The sequence below is a fragment of the Nocardiopsis sp. CNS-639 genome, assembly GCF_000381685.1.
Lineage (GTDB): Bacteria > Actinomycetota > Actinomycetes > Streptosporangiales > Streptosporangiaceae > Nocardiopsis > Nocardiopsis dassonvillei.
Genome location: NZ_KB906881.1, coordinates 1 through 18,529, shown reverse-complemented (window position 1 = coordinate 18,529; position 18,529 = coordinate 1). Strand labels below are relative to the sequence as shown.

Annotated in this window: 10 protein-coding genes; 4 read left to right on the top strand and 6 right to left on the bottom strand. The window is 74.3% G+C overall.

The features are described from left to right. Nucleotides 1-54: 54 nt before the first annotated feature. Entirely contained in the window at nt 55-1,227 is a 1,173-nt protein-coding gene (locus G011_RS0126590; protein WP_026338690.1) for a magnesium and cobalt transport protein CorA, read from the top strand. 22 nt (nt 1,228-1,249) lie between these two features. After that, a complete protein-coding gene (locus tag G011_RS0126585; RefSeq protein WP_019611119.1) occupies nt 1,250-2,269 on the top strand; it encodes a methyltransferase in 1,020 nt (339 codons plus the stop codon). A 13-nt stretch (nt 2,270-2,282) separates the two neighbouring features. Here the strand turns inward: G011_RS0126585 and G011_RS0126580 are convergent, their stop codons facing one another. Both G011_RS0126580 and G011_RS0126575 read right to left on the bottom strand, forming a co-directional pair. Then, nucleotides 2,283-3,050 (bottom strand): DUF1266 domain-containing protein, encoded by a 768-nt coding sequence (locus tag G011_RS0126580; RefSeq protein WP_019611118.1) that lies wholly within the window; start codon nt 3,048-3,050, stop codon nt 2,283-2,285. Nucleotides 3,051-3,065: 15 nt separating this feature from the next. Then, entirely contained in the window at nt 3,066-4,658 is a 1,593-nt protein-coding gene (locus G011_RS0126575) for a hypothetical protein (protein WP_019611117.1), read from the bottom strand. A 253-nt stretch (nt 4,659-4,911) separates the two neighbouring features. Here G011_RS0126575 and G011_RS0126570 point away from each other — a divergent pair, with 253 nt between their 5' ends. Both G011_RS0126570 and G011_RS0126565 read left to right on the top strand, forming a co-directional pair. Further along, on the top strand, nt 4,912-6,318 hold the full coding sequence (locus tag G011_RS0126570; protein ID WP_013153560.1) for a GH1 family beta-glucosidase: 1,407 nt from the start codon (nt 4,912-4,914) through the stop codon (nt 6,316-6,318). Nucleotides 6,319-6,590: 272 nt separating this feature from the next. Beyond that, nucleotides 6,591-7,169 carry a TetR/AcrR family transcriptional regulator gene (locus tag G011_RS0126565; protein ID WP_026338689.1) on the top strand — a complete coding sequence of 193 codons (579 nt, stop codon included), beginning with the start codon at nt 6,591-6,593 and terminating at the stop codon, nt 7,167-7,169. 35 nt (nt 7,170-7,204) lie between these two features. Here G011_RS0126565 and G011_RS30325 read toward each other — a convergent pair whose 3' ends face one another. The 4 genes from G011_RS30325 to G011_RS30320 all read right to left on the bottom strand — a co-directional run bounded on the left by G011_RS30325 (nt 7,205) and on the right by G011_RS30320 (nt 18,505). Continuing rightward, complete coding sequence (locus G011_RS30325; RefSeq protein ID WP_019611115.1) at nt 7,205-7,432, bottom strand: hypothetical protein; 228 nt, start codon at nt 7,430-7,432, stop codon at nt 7,205-7,207. A 405-nt stretch (nt 7,433-7,837) separates the two neighbouring features. Further along, nucleotides 7,838-8,335 (bottom strand): hypothetical protein, encoded by a 498-nt coding sequence (locus G011_RS0126555; RefSeq protein ID WP_019611114.1) that lies wholly within the window; start codon nt 8,333-8,335, stop codon nt 7,838-7,840. Nucleotides 8,336-8,343: 8 nt separating this feature from the next. Further along, nucleotides 8,344-8,769 carry a hypothetical protein gene (locus G011_RS0126550; protein ID WP_019611113.1) on the bottom strand — a complete coding sequence of 142 codons (426 nt, stop codon included), beginning with the start codon at nt 8,767-8,769 and terminating at the stop codon, nt 8,344-8,346. Nucleotides 8,770-8,782: 13 nt separating this feature from the next. After that, on the bottom strand, nt 8,783-18,505 hold the full coding sequence (locus G011_RS30320) for an ADP-ribosyltransferase (RefSeq protein WP_231391599.1): 9,723 nt from the start codon (nt 18,503-18,505) through the stop codon (nt 8,783-8,785). Nucleotides 18,506-18,529 lie beyond the last annotated feature (24 nt).

Genomic DNA, 18,529 nt, shown 5'->3' with positions numbered 1-18,529 from the left:
AGGGGGCGTGTCCTCCCCGCCTTGAAGGACGGGGTGTCCACGCCCAACAAACAGATGAGCGACTCCGCGCCGGAACGCATCATGGACCTGGGCCGCAGGAGGGCCGCGCTGCCCGAGCGCGGCTCGCCCGGCCCGGTCCGCGCGGTCCTCTACCGCGACGGGCGCCGCGAGCGCGAGACCGACACCGTCGCCGAGGCCCGCGGCGCCGCCGAGCGCGATCCGGGCCTCATGGCCTGGATCAGCATGACCGCCCCCGCCCGCGACCAGCTCACCGAGGTCGCCCGCCTCTTCGGCCTGCCCTCCCTGGCCCTGGAGGACGCCATCGTCGCCCACCAGCGCCCCAAGGCCGAGGTCTACCGGGGCGTGCTCTTCCTCGTGCTGCGCCCGGCCCGCTACGACACCGTGCGCGAGTCGGTCGAGGTCGACGAGATCCACCTCTTCGCGGGACGGGACTTCGTGGTCACCATCGGCCACACCGAACAGGTGGACTTCGAGAGCGTCCGCGACTTCCTGGAGGCCGAGCCCCGCCTCCTGGCACACGGCACCCTGGCCGTGGTCCACGCCGTCCTGGACCTGGTCGTGGACGGCTACGCGCCCGTCGTCTCCGAACTCCAGGACGACATCGACGAGGTGGAGAACCAGGTCTTCGGCGGCGACTCCCGTGCCTCCCGGCGCACCTACCGCCTCGCCCGCGAGGTCATCCTGCTCTCCCGCGCCGTCGAACCCCTCGGAACCGTCCTGGACAGGCTCATGGGGCCGCTGGCCCACGACCCCGAACGCCCCGGTCCACCGGACCCGCGGCCGTTCGCCGACGCCCTCGTCGAACCGGAGGGGACCCGACCCCCGACGCGCCGCCAGGGCTTCGCCTCCGCGGACCCCTTCCGCATCCCCGCCGAACGGCGCGGCGAGCTGCACCACCGCCTGCGCGACGTCGCCGACCACGTCGCCGCCGTGCGCGAGCGCGTGGACGGCTTCCGCCAGTTGTTGCAGAACATCATGTCGGTCAACAGCGCCCTCATCGACCAGGCGCAGAACGAGGCGATGAAGAAGGTCTCCTCCTGGGGCGGCATCCTGGTCGTGCCCACCCTCATCTCCTCCGTCTACGGCATGAACATCTCCCCGGGCGGCGACTACCACTGGGCGTTCAGCTGGCCGCTGTCCCTGGCCCTCATGGCGCTGACGAGCCTGAGCCTCTACGTTGTCTTCCGTCGCAACGGTTGGCTCTGAGAGTCTGTTGACGGAGGTGGGGATGACGGGGGACGGATCCGCCGAGCGCGAGGTGCTGCGGCTCATGACCGGGCCGTGGGTGGCCCGGGCGGTGGCCACCGCGGTCGAACTGGGCGTGCTCGACCGCCTCGCCGGGGGTGCCGCCGACGCAGCGGCCCTGGCCGCCGAACTGGACCTGCGCCCCGACCGGCTGGGACGCCTGCTGCGCCTGCTCGCGGCCGTGGGGGTCGTGGAGCACCGCGACGGGCGCTACCGGCCCACGGAGGTCGGGGCCGCCCTGCACCGGGACCACCCCTCGGGCATGGCCGACCTGGCGCTGCTCTACGACAGCGACATGTTCACCGCCGCGTGGGCGCGCCTGGGCGAGAGCGTGCGCACCGGCGGCACCGCCTTCGAGGCCGCCCACGGCACCGACGTGTTCGCCCACCTGGAACGCCACCCCGGCGACGCGGCGCGCTACACGGCCGGGATGGCCGCGAGCGGCCGCTTCTCCACCGCCGTCCCCGACGTCCACGACTTCACCGGCGCCCGCACGGTGGTCGACCTCGGGGGAGGGGACGGAGAGCTGCTGGCCACCGTCCTGGCCCGGGCCCCGCACACCCGCGGGGTGCTCGTGGAGCGCCCGCCCGCGCTGGCCGCCGCCCGCGCCCGCCTCGGCGCGTACGTCGAGGCGGGGCGGTGCGAGCTGGTGGAGGGCGACTTCCTCCGGGCCGTGCCCCGGGACGCCGACGTCTACCTGCTCAGCCGGGTCCTGCACAACTGGTCCGACGAGGACGTCCGCGCCGTGCTGCGTAACTGCCGCGAGGCGATGGCCCCCGACGGGCTGGTGCTGATCGCCGAACGCGTCCTGCCCGACGACGGCGCCCCCTGGCTCACGGCCGTCCTGGACGCGCACATGATGGTGATGACCACCGGGGCCGAGCGCACCGAGCGCGAGTACGAGGCGCTGCTGCGTTCGGCCGGGATGACCACCCGGGGGATCCGCGACCTGCCGCTGGAGATGCGCCTGCTCGTGGCCGGACCGGTGGACGGAGACGCCTGACCCGCACCGCCCCTCACATGCGCCAGGGCAGGTGGAGCCACGGGCTCTGCGGGTCCTTGGCCAGCACCGCGTGCGCCCGCACCGAGTCGGTGTAGTACGGGCCGAACGCGCCCTCGTCGAAGGCCATCGCCCGTCCCAGCACGAACCCGGCGGACATCTCCTGCCACGACCCGTGGTAGCGCATGGACTGCGCGCCCGCACGCAGGATGTGCGCGTGCGCCGCGCGCTCGTCGGCGTACCCGGCGTTGACACCCCACCGCGCGAGGTTGACCGCACGTCCGAAGTCGTAGGCGCGCACCGTGCGCACCGGCGTGCCCGGGGGCAGCACCCCGTCCCGCACCATGCGCTCCTCGTACTCCCAGACCTGCGCGGCCGCCGTCACGAGCTCCTCGTACAGGCCGGGGGCGGCGTTCCGCTCCTGGCACCAGCGCACGATCAGGTCCGGCCAGACGCCCGCGTCGAAGGGCCACCCGGGGGCCTGCGCCATGGCCCGGGAGCGCAGGTCCAGCACGATCGACAGCGCCGTCGCGGAGTACGCGTCGTCGGTCAGGCGGCGCAGCGCCCGGTCCCAGCTCGCGTGGTCGGTGACGCCCCAGGAGTCGCGGAGCTTGTCCCGCTCGTCCTGGGCGTCGCAGCACGAGCACGAGGAGTGCACCGCGTTCCACACCCCGCCGTTGGCCGTGGGCATGTGCGCGCCGGAGGCCAGCGCGTGCGCCATCGGGCCCTGGAAGAACCCCTGCGGGTCGCTGCGGAGCCTGGTCCGCGCGGAGAACAGTCCCATGTCCCCTCGTGTCCTCTACTTCTCTCCGGTGTCGAGTAGGCGGTCGATCCGTCCCGCCTCGTGCCTGGCCGTGACGGCGTGCTCCTCCGAGGCCAGCAGCGACTCGCGCCACTTCTCGGCGGTCTCGGCGACCTGGACGTCCAGCCGCCGCACGGTCGCCTCGGCGGTGTCGCGGGCCTCGGCGCGCCTGGAGTGGTCGATCACCAGCGCGACCCCGGCGCCCGCCGCGGCGGCCACGCACAGGAACCAGACCAGGCCGCTGCCCGAGGTCAGCCCCAGCAGCGCCAGCAGAGCCGCCATGGCGAGGAGGCCCCAGGCGTAGGTCCGGGCGGGGCCGGTGTCGCGCCAGCGCTCGCGCAGCTGGGTGCGGGCGCGCTCCAGCTCCCGGGGTTCGGCGCCGTGGGAGGAGACCGTCACCCGCACGCCCTGCGCCTGGAGGGTCGTGGAGTCCTCCACCGGCGCGGCGGCCTCGCGCACCAGCTCCTCGGCGCGCTCGGCCACGGCCGAGCGCTGCAGGGCAAGGGCGAAGGTGCGGCGGTGGGGCGGCGCGTCCTGGCGGACCAGGTCGTCGCCGAGCAGGGAGGCGACGGTGCCCACGGGGTCGGTCCACCGCCGCGGCGCCGCGCCCTCGCCGCTGCTCTCGATGACCGCGCGCAGTTCGCGGGCGCGGGCCAGCAGCGGGGCCTCCTCGGGGCTGCCCTCCTCCACCAGCAGGCGCAGGGTCTCGTTGAGGAACGCCGCGCTGACCTCGTCGGGGGCGAGCGCGGCGGAGGCGTCCTGCCCGTCGAGCGCGACGACGCGGGCGACGCCCTCGCGCAGCGCGGTGATCCGCCGCGCGGCCTCGGCGCGCCCGGCCAGACCGCCGGTCCGCTTCCCCCGGGAGGCCGGGGCGCCGGGCTTCCCCGCGCCGGAGGCCGGGGAGCCGGAGGCGTCCGCCGCCAGGGCGGACAGGCCCGCGGAGGCCGGGACGCTGACCTGGGCCTCGGACCAGGCGCGCAGCGTGGACAGCAGCAGGTGCTGTCGGGCGTCGTCGCCGAAGGAGCCGTCGGCGGTGAGTAGCCACAGGGCGCGCTGGCCCCGGGTCACCTCCTCGGCGGGGGAGGGCAGGTGCGGGAGCAGGTCGGCGGTCGCGGCGGTGTCCATGGCGCGTGCGTGGCCCGCGCTGGTCAGGGCGGTGGCCAGCGCCGCGAAGTGGCCCGCGCGCTCCGCGTCGCGCCGGGCGGCCTCGTCGAAGCGGACGCGGGCGGCGTCGGTGTCGCCCTCCAGCAGCGCGTGCAGGCCGAGGGCGGCCGGGACCAGCCAGTAGCCGGGGACGTCCTCCAGGTCCAGGAGGGCCGGGGGCGCGCCGTCCAGCATCTGGAGGGTGCGGTGGCGGGCCAGCGCGGCTCCGTCGAACATCGCCAGGACGGCTCGCACGTCGCTGAGTTCGATGAAGGCGTCCAGGGAGGCCGAGACGCGGTCCAGCCTCTGTTCGAGGGTGCCCCGGACGCGGGACAGCTCCGAGCGCATGCTGCGGCGTTCGACGGCCATCTGGTAGTGGGCCGAGCCCAGACTCTCCTCCAGTTCCCGGATCTTCCGGTTCTGGGAGTAGTCGATCCAGTCGCTCATGGGGTCCTTTCTCGCGCGGGGCGGGCGGGGCCGACGGGGGAAGGGGGCGCGCGTGCAGTGCGACGATACGGGAGGCCGTCCGGTCCGCGTGACGCCGCCGTGCCGTCGGCCGGATCGGGGCGGGCGGAGGCGGTGGGAGGAGGCCGCGCACCGGTGTTTCGCGTGCTCAGGGTGTTTGTTCGACTACTTAAGGATGATTGGTGTCGGAGGTCACCTTCGATACGATTGGGAGCGCTCCCGCGAAAGGAACACCATGGAAGACCCCACTCTGCCCGCCAGCCTCCTCTTCGGCACCGCCACCGCCGCCTACCAGATCGAGGGCGGCGTCCACGAGGGCGGACGGGGCCCCTCCATCTGGGACACCTACTGCCGCACGCCGGGGCGCGTCGCCCGCGGCGAGAGCGGCGACGTCGCCTGCGACCACTACCACCGCTACGGCGAGGACGTCGCCCTGCTCGCCGACCTGGGCGTCGACCTGTACCGCTTCTCCGTGGCCTGGCCGCGCGTCCAGCCCACGGGCAAGGGCCGCCCCAACCCGGAGGGGCTGGCCTTCTACGACCGCCTGGTGGACACCATCCTCGGCGCCGGGATCGAACCCGCCCTGACCCTCTACCACTGGGACCTGCCCCAGGCGCTGGAGGACGAGGGCGGCTGGCGGGTCCGCGACACCGCCTACCGCTTCGCCGAGTACTCCCGCATCGTCGCCGACCGCCTCGGCGACCGCGTCAACCGGTGGATCACCCTCAACGAGCCCTTCTGCTCGGCCTTCGTCGGCCACGCCGTCGGCCGCCACGCGCCCGGAACCCGGGAGGGCACGCCCGCCCTGGCCGCCGCCCACCACCTGCTGCTCGCCCACGGCATGGCCACCGGCGAACTGCGCGCGGCCGCCGCCGGGGAGGTCGGCATCACCCTCAACCCGGACCACTTCCTGCCCGCCACCGACTCCGAGGCCGACCGCGCCGCCGTGGAGCGGGCCCGCACCCTGCACAACCGCGTGTGGTTCGACCCCATCTTCGCCGGGGCCTACCCCGACAACGAGGACGAGGTCTGGGAGGGTATGGCCGACGGCTCCTACCGCGCCGACGGTGACCTGCGCATCATCGGCCAGCCGCTGGACTTCCTGGGCGTCAACTTCTACCGGCCCATCATGCTGCGCGACGCCCCCCACAGCGAGGCCGACCCGGCCGCGCGCACCGCCGTGGACATCCGCACCGAGCAGGTGCGCATCGAGGGCGTGCGGCACACCACCATGGACTGGCCGGTGGTCCCGGCCACCTTCGCCGACCTGCTCATCGACCTGGACCGGCGCTACCCGAACCTGCCGCCCATCTTCATCACCGAGAACGGCTCGGCCGAGGACGACCAGCCCGACGAGACCGGCCGGGTCCGCGACACGGGCCGCGTCGAGTACCTGCGCGACCACCTGGGCGCCCTGGCCACGGCCATCGACGCGGGGGTGGACGTGCGCGGCTACTTCGTGTGGTCGCTGCTGGACAACTTCGAGTGGGCCTACGGCTACGACCGCCGCTTCGGGCTGGTCCGCGTCGACTACGACCGCCTGGAGCGCCACCCCAAGGACAGCTACCACTGGTACCGCGACTTCCTGACCTCGCACCGCGCCCGCAGGGTCCAGGAGCTCGCCACCCAGTGGGAGGGTTAACCGCCCTCCGGCTCCTCCGCGCGGGGAGGGGGCCCGCCGCGCCGGGCGGGCCCGCCCCCGCCGCCCGACCCGCCCGCACGGGGCGGCACCGCGTGTGACCACGTGTCCGACCTCCCCAACGCCGTGTTGGAGAAAGCCTCCCCGGTGCGGCAAGCTGGGGGAGGTTCGGTCGACGAGGGCTGTGGGGACAGATGGCGGAGCACGGGTCGGGCACGGCGGCGCGGAGGGAGGCGGGGCAGAGCACGAGCGGCAGCCCGCGCGCCGCGCAGCGCATGCTCCAGTTGCAGAACAGCCTGGTCGAGCTGCTGCGCGCCAAACCCTTCAGCCAGATCACCTACAAGGAGATCACCGAGGGCGTGGACATCGACCGCTCCACGGTCTACCGGTACTACAACCACAAGAACCAGGTGCTCCAGGCCGCCGTGGACGTGCGGCTGACCGCGTTCGCCTCCCGGCTCGACCTCACCTTCGGCCGCATGGAGACCATCGACGGCTACATGGGCCGCGTCGTGGACGCCTGGACGGGACTGTGGCTGGAGTCGGGCGGGCTGCTCGCCGCCGCCTCTGGCCTGGGCTCCGAACCCGGGCCGCAGCGCGACTGGTGGCGCGAGCGCACCGAACCGTGGGTGGAGGCCGTGCGCGAGGCGCTGGAGATCGCCCGCTTCGTGGAGGAGCTGCCCGAGGACGGCCGCCCCGCACGCCCGCTCGCCGAGATGGTGGTGGGCCTGTGCCTGTCCACGTTCAACAACGAGCTGACCGCGGCGCACACCGAGGAGCACCGCGCGATGGTCCGGGACCTGCTCCTGGACGCGGTGCTGCGCACCATGGGCCGCACCGAGGCCGCCCGCTAGCGCCGGGCCCGGGCCGGGCGGGGCCGGTCCCGGCCTCAGGCGTGCTGGCGGGCGATGGCGCCGAACGCCCCCACGACCGCGCCGAGCGCGAACATCGACGCCTCGTCCTCGTCCATGTGGACCAGGCCCGCGGGCACGAGCACGCGGTAGGGCTTGGCCTCGCCCGGCAGGATCTCCAGGCCGTCGATGATCCCCTGTCCCTCCAGCATCAGAAGGGCTTCCTCGACCCTTCCGGTACGGTCACCGCGGGACCAGATCGACATAGGTCACACCTCACTACGGCCGGGGCCGGGCAGTCCACTGTTCCCAGGACCGGGAAACCCCGGCCCTGTCGCGCTTCGGTAGTCGGCTCCGGTCTGCGCGGGGAAGTCCAGACCAGTGATACCACCGGGCGGCCCGGGGTATTCCGGCGCCCGCGCACATGCCTGCTGGCCGGAACCGGCCACCGCCGCGCGGCGGCGGATCCCCCGGGCCGCGGGCGGCGCCGCGGCGGCCGGGCCGACCGGGCGCGCGACCGGGCCGGCCCCGGGGCCCCGGCGGCTCAGCGGGCGAGCACGGTCATCTCCTCCCCGCGCACGTCCACGGCGACGAGTCCGACCTCGCGTCCTCCAGCGAGACCTTCACCTGCTGTCACGCACCAACTCGTCAGCGGGCCCGGGGCCGGTGCCTCAGCCCCGGGCGAGGGCGCGCAGTTCCTCCAGGCTCTCGGCACGGGACTCGGGGGCGTCGGCGTCCACCCGTCCTCCCTGGGGGTCGTCGACCCTCCCGGCACAGGACCGGAGCGCCTCCAGCGCTGTCAGCCCCTCACCGCGCAGGCGCACGTGCTCCATCGTCCACCAGCCGCGGGCGGCGTTGCCCGCCGCGTCGGGGGGCAGGAGGGGTTGGAAGTCACCGGCCTCCTCGGTCTCGGAGGCCCACAGGTACCCGATGAGGACGCCGTCCCGGTGCACGGGCAGGTACAGCACGGGGCCCGCGGTGGTCGGGGCGTAGGAGCGGCCGACCAGAACCGGGGCCAGCGCCTCGTCGCTCCACCGGTCGAACACCTCCTGCCCCGTACCCGGCGCACGGGGAGGGCCCCCGGCGCCGTCGGCCCCGCGGGACGGTTCGGAGTCCGTCCCGCCCCGGTCCGTGCGGTACCCGTCCTCGGGTGGGCTCCCACCGTCCATGGCCGTCCTCACTTCCTTTCGTCTCCATCAGTCACCGCGGTGTCGGGGGCCCTGCCCGGGTCAGGGGGAGGGATTGCGGGCAGGCGGTCGGCGTGCTCGGGCACGCTCCCCGGTGGGACCGCCCCGGCCCGGTCGTCCTGAGGGGCCCCGGTCCAGCGTGCCAGCGCGCCGAGGGCGTCCAACCCCTGGGCCCGGGCCAGGATCAGGCGGCGCACCCAGGCGCCCTTGGCGTTCAGCCCCGCCGGACCGGGCACGGGCAGGAACCCCGCGGCGGCCCCGTCCCGCGAAGCCCAGAGGCGGCCCAGCACGCTCCCGTCCCCCCGCAGCACCGGGACGTGCAGTACCGGCCCGTCGGTGTCGGCGGCGAACCTGGGCTCGGCACCCGCGAAGTCCGGGCGGAACCCGTCCCGCGCGGCCCGCTCCTCGTCGGTCATCCCTCCTCCTCCGTCACGGTCGCGGTGTGAACGGCAGCACGGTGACCCGCAGGGTCCACTGCCCGGTGTCGGGGTCCTGGAGCGCGTCGTCGACCCTGAAGCGCGTTCCGCGCGGCAGGAGGAGTTCCCGCTCGGACCGGTGCACGCTGTCGCCCCCGATCCACAGGGCCGGGTGCCCCGCGGGCACGGCCAGGTGGAACTGGTAGGCGGCGGCCTGGTTCACCGTCTCGACGCCCAGCGACCCCGAGAGGAAGCCCCGTTCGACGAACTCCGTGCCGATCAGGTCCGTGGGATCGTGGAAGGGCCGCCCCGGCGGGGCCATGAAGCCCACGCCGAACACCGAGCGCCGTACCTCGACCGTTTCCGGAACCGGCTCCATCGCCCGGTCCAGCATGTCCATCCCGTCGCGCAGGAGGCCCCAGGTCTCCTCCGCGTTCTCCTTGGACGGGATGTGCCCGCCGAACCACTTCTCGACCCACGCGCCGAAGAACCGGTGCTCGCTGAGCCGAAGGACCTCGGACTCGGGGCTGGCGTGCCGGGAGAAGTCGTTGTAGAACTGCGCGTTCTTCGTGTAGGCCCGGGCGGAGTTCTGCTGCTCCGCGGTCAGGGACGGGAACCGGCCGCCGAGGACGAGCTTCCCGTACCCCGCGCCGTCGCCGTCGGTGGCGAACCGGCGCACGCCGTCGGGGCCGACGTGTCCGGGGCGGTCGTCGGGCAGGTCCGGCCGGGCGGGACCCCCCTCGGAGGCCGCGGCATCGGTTCCGGCGGCGTCCAGCCCCAGGAGCGCGGTCAGGAAGGTTTCGGTGCTGTCGCCGGGTTCTGCCGCTGCGGGGCCGGTCACAGTGGTGTGCGTGCTGGTCTGCACGCTGAACACCTGGAGGTCCGAGGTGTCCCCCGCCTGCTGTTCCGGGGCCGGAACCGTCTCCGGCCGCTGCGGGACCACCACCTCGGCCTCGATGTGGAACCCCGGCAGTCCGAACGATCCGCCCCAGCCCGCGCGGGTGATCCGGTAGGTGGTGCCCCGGGCGAGGATGAGTTCGCGCTCCTCCGGGTAGTCGCTCCTCTCACCGACCCACAGGCCGCGGCTGCCCGCGGGCACGGTCAGGTGGACGACATGCCGGGATTCGGCCTTGTGGTGCCCGGCCAGCCGGTTGCCCAGCGACACGGACATGAAACCGGGCTCGGTCTGGACGGTGCCCACCAGGGAGTAGGGGTCCATGTCCCGGAACCCGTCGAGGAACGCGACGTCGGACAGGCCGCGGACCGTTTCGACCGTCTCGGGCAGGGGGCGGTCGACGGCCTGGTCGAGGCGGTCCCGGAACGCGGTCACCTCGGCCGCGGTGGGGAACACGCCCCCGTTGGACCGCGCCACGGTACCGGCCCCGCCCGCGTTCGCGTACCAGCCCGCCAGTTCCGCCTCCGGGTCCGGCGCGTCGAGGATGTACCCGACGAAGCCCGCGGTGTGTCCGGGGACCAGGTCCCCCGCCAGGAGTTCGCGAAGGCGTTCGACGGTGGGCCAGGACAGGCCGTTCAGTTCGTACAGGCTCCAGCCGCGGGCCGCCATCGGGTCCGTGCCGACCTGGACGCGGGTCGACTCCCGCACCCTGTCCAGGGAGTCCTGGACCCGTTCGGCCGGGAGGTTGTCGCGGACGACCGCGTTGAGCCACCCGTCGGCCGTGTACCCGCGCACGTCCTCGCGCTGCCGTTCGTGGAGGGTGTCGAAGGCGTGCGGGTTGTTCGCCGGATCGTGGAGCCAGCGGCCGTAGGCGTCGGTCTCCTCCACGGAGCGGAACCGCCGCACGCCCCGGTCGTCGACGTACCCCCTGCCGTCGTCGGCGGGAACGGTGTCGACCGGGAGCCCGGTCCCGGTGACGGAGGTGTCCGCGGAGGCGTCGGTGTGGGCCGTGTGTTCCTCCTCCCCGCCGGAAGCGGCCGTGTCCTTCCCGGTCCCGCCGGTCGTGGGAGGGGCGTCCTCCACGGTCGGCGGCCGGGCCCCGGACGCGGTGCCGGCCCGCTTCGGAAGGATGGCCTCGGCGGACAGCAGCAGGCCGTGGGCGGTCCTCTCCGCGCCGGTGACCCGATAGGACATCCCCCGGGGCAGGACGATCTCGTGGTTCGACGGCCGCGGACCCTCCGCCCCCAGCCAGAGCCCGTGCGCGCCCGCGGGCAGGGTCAGCCGGACGGTCGCCGCGGGGTGTCCCGGGCCCACCGGTTCCGGGTTCACGGAGACCGTGGTGTACCCCGGACTGCTCTGGACCGTGCCCACGAGACCGGAGGGATCCCCCTCGTCGTACCCCTCCGGGAACCGGAGGCCGCGGGTGTGGGGCAGGACCCACGTCGCCTCGACCGCCTCGGGGAGCGGGCGCCCCAACGCCTCGTCGTAGGTTTCGAGCAGTTCCCGCACGCCCTCGGCTGAGGGGTAGGTCCCCCCGTTGGCCGCGGCCAGCGCCCCGGCCGTACCGCTCCTGCGGTACAGCTCGGCCAGCCGCTCCTCGGGGCGCCCCAGCGTGAGGACCGACCACAGGAAGTGCGTCCGGGGGGTCCCCTCCTCAGCGGCGTCCACGATCTCCCGCAGCCGCTCCGGGGTGGGCCAGGTGAGTCCGTTGGCCTCGTAGAGCTCCCAGCCGCTGCGGCCGTGGGGGTCCACGACCGAGGGCCGCTCGATACGGCTCATCGAACGCAACCGGTCGAGTTGCGTCCGCATGTCGCCCGGGGGCACCAGCGCCAGGTCCGCGAGCCACGGGGTGTCCGAGAACGCGGCGACGACGCGGCGCGCCTCCGCGGGGAGGGTGTCCGGCACCGGCATACCGCGCTCCGCGCGCGCGGCCCGGTGCGCGTACCAGTCGGCCTCAGCGGGCGTTCGGAACCGCCGGACACCGGACGCGTCCACCCGTCCGTCCGAGAGCGGGTCCGCGAAGGCCCCCGGACCCAGGACCACCTCCGCGGAGAGCACGGTCACGACCCCGCCCGTGTTCGGGTCGAACGCGTCCCGGACACCGGTGATCCGGTAGGTGGAACCGCGGGCGAGGGTGAGCTCGCGCTGCCCGGGATCGTGGCTGCGGGAGCCGATCCAGAGGCCGTGCGCTCCCTCGGGGACGTTGAGCCGCAGGAGGTAGCGGAAGGGGTCGGAGTCGGTCTTGAAGGGCTGGTCGCCCAGGGTGGTGGACATGTACCCGGGCTCGGTGTGGACCGTGCCTTCGAGGTCGTTGGCGGCGTACCCGCCCACCGCGTGCAGCAGGTGGTCGATGGAGTGCATGCCACGGGAGACGACCAGGCCTTCGGGCAGGGGGCGGTCGACGGCGTCGTCGAGGAGGCGGAAGAGTTCCAGGACGCGGTCCACGTCGGGATAGGTCCCGCCGTTGTGGCGGGCGATGACCCCGGCGTACCCGGCGTTGTGGAACCAGTGGCGCAGCTCCGCGGCGGGGTCGCGTGCGGTGAGGACGTAGTCGACGAGTCCGGCGGTGCGCGGGGGGAGGTCCTCCGGGTTCGCCCGGATCTCGCGCAGCCGGTCGAGGGTGGGCCAGGTGAGTCCGTTGGCCTCGTACAGGTCCCAGCCGTGGGCGGTCGCCACGGTGGCCTCACGACCGGCCTCGTGCCGGGCCCCGGTCCGCACCAGTCCCAGCTGGCTCGCCACACCGGCCGGGGACAGGGGCCGTATCCGGGCCAGCCGGGTGATCCAGGCGGACCTGGTGTAGGCGTCGACCACCCTCCGCCGGTCGTCGGGCAGGGTGTCGAAGGCGTGGGGGTTGTTGGCCGGGTCGTGGAGCCATCGGTCGTAGGCGTTCAGTTCGTCCAGGGAGCGGAAGCGCCGGTATCCGTCGTCGCCGACGTGTCCGCGGCCGTCGCCCGCCGGAAGGCGCGTCCCCTCGTCGACGACCGTGGAGGCGTCCGAGTCGTCGTCCCGGTCCTCCGCGGACGGCTCCCGCGCCGACATGTCCGCGGGGACCGGCTCGGCGTCGATCTCCATCCCGTCGGCGGTGATCCGGAGGTCGGTGACGCGGTAGGCGAAGTCCCGGGGCAGGACCAGCGCGTACCGGTCGCCCGCCGAACCCCGGTCACCGACCCACAGGCCCCGGGCGTCTTCGGGGAGGACCATGCGGACGACCGCCACGGTGTCGCGCGGTGCGGTGGTGAAGGGCGAGTCGCCCAGGGAGACGGTGGTGTATCCCCGCTCGCGCTGGACCCTGCCCACCACGGCGGTCAGGTCGTCCCAGTCGTATCCGTCGAGTTCGGCGAGGTCCCGGTCGACGTCCAACGCGAAGGACACCGCGATCGGGCCGGACAGGGGCCGGTCCACGGCCGCGTCCATGTCCCGGATGAGCTCCAGGGCCCTGTCCCCGGTGGGGTAGACACCGCCGTTGGCCCGGGCGATCTCCCCCGCGTCGTCCGCGTTCCGGTACCAGTGCTCCAGCCGCTTCTTCGGGTCGGAGGACCCGAAGACGTCCGCCGCGATCGCCGCGAACGCCGGGGAGCGGACTCCCCCGGCGTACAGTTCCCGCACCCGGTCGAGCGAGGGCCACGACAGGCCGTTCGCCTCGTAGAGCACCCACCCGTTGGGGCGGTCGGGGTCGGCGGCCTTCTCCAGGCTGGTCCTGCTCCACCGGTCGAGCCGGTCCTGGACCAACGCCGGGTCGGAGGCCGCGAGCCGGGAGAGGTCGCTGAGCCAGGGGTTCGCGGTGTGCGCGCCGATGAGGGCGCGCAGCTCCGGCGGGAGGGCGCCGTAGGTGTGCGGGGCGCCGTCCAGGTCGTCCATCCGCTCCGCGTAGGCGTCCAGTTCCTCCCGGGTGCGGAACCCGCGGGCCTCCCCGCCGCTCGTCTCGGGGGCCGCGACCGCGGTGTCGCCGTCGTCCGTGCGGTCGAGCGGGGCCGAGGCCGTCGGCGCGTCGTCGTCGGAGTCGTAGCGGTCCAGGAGGGGGCGGTCGTCGTAGGCGTCGTCGTCGGAGTCGTAGCGGTCCAGGAGCGGCCGGTCGTCGTACGCGTCGTCGGCGCTCTCGTGCCCGGAGTCCTCCAGTCCGAGGAGCGCGGCCAGCCCGGCCTCCTCGTCCGCGCCGAGGCCGGGTTCATCGGCATCGGTGACGGTGGCGTCCGTGTCGGTCGCCGCGGTGAACACGTGCAGGTCGGCGGACTCCTCGACCCGCGGCGGAGCCGGGTCGGTACCCGGCCGCGGCGGCACGATCACCTCGGCCTCGATGTACAGGCCCTCCAGTCCGCGGGAGCCTCCCCAACCCGCTCGGGTGATCCGGTAGGTCGTACCCGGGGGGAGGATCAGCTCGCGCTCTCCGGGGTACCTGCTCTCCGAACCGATCCAGAGGCCTCGGGAACCGCGGGGGAGGACCAGGTGCACCGCGTGCGCGTACCTGGCCGTGACCCCGGCGAGCTCGTTCCCCAGCGACGTGGACATGAACCCGCGCTCGGTGTGGACCGTGCCCACGAGGGAGTAGGGGTCCTTGCCGTCGAAGCCTTCGAGGTGGTCCAGTTCCTCCAGACCGCGGATCACCTCGATCCCCTCGGGCAGGGGCCTGTCGATGGCCTCCGTCAGGGTCCGCAGGTGTTCGAGCGCGCGTTCGGGGGTCGGGAACGCGTCGCCGCTCGACCTGGCGATCTCCCCGGCCTCACCGGCGTGCACGTACCAGTGGTCGAGTTCCTCCTGCGGGTCCTGCGCGTCCAGGATGTACCGGACGAAGCCCTCGGCCCTCTCCGGAACGCGCCCCTGCGCCAGGAGTTCGCGCAGCCGGTCCAGGGTCGGCCACGCGAGGCCGTTCATCTCGTACAGTTCCCAGCCGCGCGAGCCCATGGGGTTGGTCTCGAACGCCGTGACGGTGTCCTGGCGCATCAGGTCCAGCACGATCGCCACCTGACCCGCGTTCATGGACTCCCGGGCCACGGTGTTGAGCCAGCCCTCGATGGTGTAGCCGATGACCCGGTCCCGGTGCTCGGGGGCCAGGGCCCTGAAGGCGTGCGGGTTGTTGGCCGGGTCGTGGAGCCACAGGTCGTAGGCGTCGAGCTCCTCCTCGGTGCGGAACCTGCGGATCCCGTTCCCGTCGACGTACCCCCGTCCGTCGCCGGGCCCGTGCCCGGTACGGAGCGCGTCCGTCCCGTCGGCGGCGTCGTTCGTCCCGTCGGCCGCGGCCTCGGCGGCGGGCGGCGCACTCACCGCCGCGGGAACGGGGGTGCCGTCCGCCACCGCGGGTGCGGGGGTGCCGCCCGTCGGCGCGTGCACCCGCGCGGTGATCACGGGGCGGTCGCCGGACGTGTCCACGGAGTCGATCCGGAACGCGGTCCCCGGCGGGAGGACGACCTCCTGGTTCTGGGGGCGGGGACCCGCGTCGCCCAGCCAGAGTCCGTGCGCCCCAGGCGGCAGGACGAGGCGGACGACCGCGGCCGTCCCTCCGCCCGGACCGGTCGGCCGCGGGTTGAGCGCGACCGCGGTGTACCCCCGGGTGGTCTGCTCGGTCCCGGCCAGCGCGGAGGGGTCGCGCGGGTCGAATCCGCGCAGCTGCTCCCGCGCCGCCGCGTGGTCCAGGTGCCAGGTGCTCTCGACCGCCTCGGGCAGCGGACGGCGGACGGCGTCCTCATAGGAGGCCAGCATGTCCAGCAGCCTCTCGGGCGAGGGGTAGACGCCCCCGTTCGCGCGGGCCAGGACCCCGGCGGCTCCGGCCGTGTTGTACAGCCCGCCGAGCCTGCGTGCCGCCTCCTGGGGGCCGTGCCTGAGGATGTCGGTGATGAACCGCGCCCGCGCGGGGTTGCGCCCCTGCTCCACGGGCAGGAGCTGGAGCAGCCGGTCGGGGGAGGGCCAGGTGAGGCCGTTCGCCTCGTACAGCTCCCACCCGAGGACCCGCTGCCGGTCCGCCGGGGTGGATGCCTGGGTGACACGGCTCGCCGCGCGCAGGGACTCCAACAGTTCCCGCGCGCCGTCCGGGCCGGTCCGGGCGAGGTCGAATCCTCCCGCGAGCGCGCTGAGGGCGCGGGCGAGGTCGTGCCGCGCCCGGGGGAGCGCGTTGACGGCGTACGGGTTGTGCGCCGGGTCGTGGAGGCGGTGGCCGTACCAGTGGGCCTCCTCCGGGCTCCAGAACCTGCGGACGCCGTCCTCGCCGGTGCGCCCCTCCGAGAAGAGGTCGGGCACCGCCCGCGGCAGGGTGACCACGGTCGCGGTGAGCACTGTCTGCGGGCCGCCGGATTCGGGGTCGATCCTGTCCTGGACGCCGGTGATGCGGTACGTGGTGCCGCGGCCGAGGGTGAGCTCCATCTGCTCCGGGTCGTGGCTGCGCGTACCGATCCAGAGGCCGCGGCTCCCCTGGGGCACGTCCAGGCGCAGCAGGAAGGGGAATCCGTCCGAGTCCGTCTTGAACGGGGAGTCGCCCAGGGTGGTGGACATGTAGCCGGGTTCGGTGTGGACGGTGCCCACCAGCAGTCGGGGGTCCGTGCCCCCGGTCGTGCGCAGGAGGTGGTCGATCGACTGCATGCCGCGGGACACGGCCATGCCCTCGGGCAGCGGGCGGTCCACCGCGCTGTCCAGGAGGCGGAACAGCCGCCGGGTCGCGGCGGCGTCGGGGTAGACGCCTCCGTTGAGCCGGGCGATGACCCCCGCGTAACCGGCGTTGTGGAACCAGTGGTCGAGTTCGGCACGGGGGTCGGGGGCGTCGAGGACGTACCGGATGAGCCCCCGGGTCCGCGGGGGCAACGGCCGCGGGGAGGCCGCGATCTGGCGCAGCCGTTCCACGGACGGCCAGACCAGGCCGTTGGCCTCGTACAGGTCCCAGCCGTGGGCCGTCTGCGCCGTGTCGGGGTCGGCCGCCTCGGCCCGGGACTGGGAGCGCCACTCCATCAGCTGTCGCGCGACGGTCTGGGGCAGGAAGGGCCGGATGCGGGCGACACGGGTGATCCAGGCCGACCTGGTGTAGGCGTCGACCATCCCTTGCTGGTCGGGGGTGAGGGTGTCGAAGGCGTGGGGGTTGTTCGCCGGGTCCTGGAGCCACCGGTCCTGCCCGTCGATCTCCCCGGACGAGTCGAAACGGCGGATGCCGTCCTCGTCGGGGGTGCCCCTGCCGTCGGAGTCCTCGTCGTCCGAGGCGTCCGACTCCGCGTCCGAGGAGTCCTCGGCGTCCGATTCCGGTTCCGTGCCGTCGTCGGTCTCGTCGCCCCCGCGGTCCGCGTGGTCGTGGACCGCGGCGGGCCCCGCCGGTGCCGCGGCCACCGGTCGCGGCTCCGCGGGCAGGGCCACGGCGGTGATCTCCACGACCCCGTCCGACTCCGTGACGCCGGTGACGCGGTAGCCGGTGCCGCGGGGGAGGAGGAGCGTGTACGGGTCGGAGGCGTCCGCCCGGTCGCCGATCCACAGGCCGTGCCCGCCCTCGGGCACGGTCAGGCGGACCAGGGCCGTGCCGTCGCCGTCACCGCCGGTCGCCGGTGAGCGGTCCAGGGATGTGCGCAGGTACCCCGCCTCCCGCTGCTCGGTGCCGACCAGTGAGGAGGGGTCGCCCTCGACGTACCCGACGAGTCCCTGGAGGCCTTCGTCCCCGCTCAGCGCGAAGGTCACCTCCACGGGGCCGGGAAGCGGGCGGTCGGTCGCGGCGTCCAGGGTGCGCAGGGTGTCCAGGACCTCGTCGGCCGTCGGGTAGGCGCCGCCGGCGGCCTTGGCCAGGGCTCCGGCGTCGTCCGCGTTGTCGTACCAGTGGCGCAGCCGTCGGCCGGGGTCGGGCGCCCTGAAGATGTCGTTGACGAGCCGGTCGAAGGTGCGGGTGGACCCGCCGTCGGAGTGGATCTCCCGGATCTCGGTGAGCGTCGGCCACCGGTTCCCGTTCTTCTCGTAGAGCGGCCAGCCGTTGAGGTCGTCACCGCTCGCGTTGTCGCCCGCGTCGTACGTCAGGTCCTCCAGCCTGTTCTGGACGGAGTCGGCGTCCAGCGAGGGGATCCATGTGAGGGACGACAGCCAGCCGCTTGCCGCCTGCGCGACGACGGCCTCGCGCTGCTCCCGGGGCAGCGCGTCGAAGGTGTGCGGGTTGGTGCCCGGATCGTCGAGCTCCGCGGCGCGGGCGGCCGGATCCTCCAGCCCCAGGAGGTCGGCCATCCCGTCCTCGCGCTCGCGCGTCCACCCGGGTTCGGGGAGGCGTCCGCCCTCCTCGGCCGGGTCCTCGTCGGCCGTCTCCATCAGGAACACGGTGGTCTCGTCGCTCGTGTTCGGCTCGGGCGCGGACCGGGTCGGAACCGGCCGCGGGGACGGCGCGGCCCCGGGGTCGGAGGACTCCTCCCCGGTCACCGGTCCGCTCCGGCCGGGCGGGGTCTGCGTGTTCAGGGCGCTGTGGAAGGTGTCCAGGAGCGAGTCCGCCGCGGGGTCCGCCCCCGGCTCCCGCTCCGCCGGGTCGCTGGGGGGTGTGCCGGTCGCGGGGCCGGGCGCCTCCGACCGGGCTGACTCCGTGTCGTCGGGGCCGGTCAGTCCCAGGCCGCGGGCCAGGGAGTCGAGGTCGGCGCCGCTCGTTCCGGTGCCCTCCCCGTCGGGGTCCCGCACCTCTCCGGCGATGTCGGTCACGGCGATGGCGACGGGGTTGTTGGAGCCGAACGGGCCGGAGAACCCCGGCATGTTCATGCGCATGTCCAGCCTCGCGCGCGCGACGGAGCCCGCAGGGGTCAGGTCGGCGATGGACCGCGCCCGGTCCAGGGCGGCCGCCCGCGCGGCGGCGTCGCCGCGGGAGGAGGCCGCGTCGCCGAGCGCGATACCGACGGCGATGTTCGCGGCCACGTTGACGGTACGGGACAGGCTCTC